Here is a 1,772-nt window from a genome sequence, read left to right as displayed (position 1 = left end):
AAATTATAGTTATTGACAAGTGTGCTACTGGAAATCTCGTTCACCTTAACCCCTTAGTTATTTATTTTTTAACATTAGGCCGTCGATAATTCCTTTAACAAAAGCCTTGTATACTTTATACGGTGTTTTGTGGAAAAGAGGATAAACCAAACGGGTCGCAATGGTAAAGAAAATACTAATAATACAATAAGGTGTTTCAATATTTTTTCTGGCGAAAAATATACGGTTCCTCGTTAAATAATATGCGCCGAATACACTTAACCCTCCTCCGGTAGAAGTACTAACTTTATGAAACACTAGAGGTTCATTAATAATTGTTACCCGAGTGCCGGCTATGTTTGCACGATAGAGAAAATCAGTATCGTCGTAATAAGCAAAGTAACGAGAATCCATCATACCTATAGTGGTAAACACCGAAGCATGGACAAGTAAAAAACATGTTGGTGCGTAATCGCACTCTTTTGGAATATGAGCGCAAATATCATTGTAGTTGACTCCTTCAAAAATATGAGGTGCCGTAGCTTTTTTCTTATTAAAAAATGCACCTGCATACCAAACTTTTTTTTCTGGATAACTTAATATGACAGGTGAAACAATTTTACATTGTCGTCCCTCAGCAACACTAATCATTTTGCTGATAGTATCTTCCTGTTGAAAAAACAGATCATTATTAGTGAGCAATATATACTCGCACCCATCTTTTAAAGCTTGTTCAATGCCTTGGTTATTGGCATGTGCAACCCCAACATTATTTCCTTCATTATTAATATAGGTATACTTTATGTCTGTTCCTAAGAGAATTTCTTGCGTTAAGTTAAAAGAATCCTGATTAGTGCTGTTATCTACAATATAAAGATGCTTGTTCTGATAATTTTGTTTTTCAACACTCGAATAAAATTCAGGAAGCACACCTGGAGAATTGAACAAAACAGTAACGAGTCCAACTTTTTTCACACTTTCACCATAGCAATATTAGTATTGATTTAACAGATTCTTGATGCTTTTTACTTGTTTTATTAAGAAGATAATAAATACTATTATAAAAGCCACCTGGATGCCATAAATAACACAATGGATGATTTCCGACTGAGTCATCACCAAACTGATCAGGCAAATGGCTATCATCATAGGTATTATCAGAAACGAGATAAATATCAGTTTCGACTTATACTCAGCTTCAGCCTGATACTTGCAAGCGTAAACAGCCATGATTAATACGCCTGAAATAAACGTCGAGTAGGCAATTCCAATGGCACCATATATACGCACAAAGAAAATCGATAACGCAAAGTTCAATACCCCTTCGAGCACCGGAAGCCAAGCGATTGACAATTGTTTGCCATAAGCGACTAACATAAGCCCATAGGGCGCTGCAATCATTCTAATAAGATAAGCAGTAAGCAGCAAAGAAAACATAATGTGCAGGTTTGTTGCTTGCTGATATCCCAACCAGACGCCAAGAATATATACAGAGGCAAACCAGGCAATAAAAACACCAATAAAGACAATCATTGAGAAAATGAAGATCAGTTTGTTGACCAGAAGTTCAACATGATGGTTATTCTCCAGATTGTGCATCCTTATCATAGGTTGAATTATAGGATTGATCATTGCTCCCAAAATTCCCACACCAGCATTAACAAGTGTCATTAATACGGCAAAACCAGCGAGCTCCTGAAATGAATATTTACCGACGATAAAGGTGCCTATACCAGAAATTAAGAACTGGGCAATATTCCATACCAAGAGTCCGCTAAAAAAGACAACTATAG

Annotated in this window: 1 protein-coding gene and 1 pseudogene; both read right to left on the bottom strand. The window is 36.1% G+C overall.

Annotated elements, in window-relative coordinates:
• Positions 1-57 precede the first annotated feature (57 nt).
• Positions 58-954 carry a glycosyltransferase family 2 protein gene (locus E0D98_RS23850; RefSeq protein ID WP_000755407.1) on the bottom strand — a complete coding sequence of 299 codons (897 nt, stop codon included), beginning with the start codon at positions 952-954 and terminating at the stop codon, positions 58-60.
• Positions 955-972: 18 nt separating this feature from the next.
• Positions 973-1,772: pseudogene (gene wzx / locus E0D98_RS23845) on the bottom strand (O88 family O-antigen flippase); the annotation flags it as partial.

Origin of the sequence: Escherichia sp. KCJ4928 (assembly GCF_004352695.1) — a bacterium.
Classification (GTDB): Bacteria; Pseudomonadota; Gammaproteobacteria; order Enterobacterales; family Enterobacteriaceae; genus ECMA0423.
This window is presented reverse-complemented; position numbering and strand designations above follow the sequence as displayed.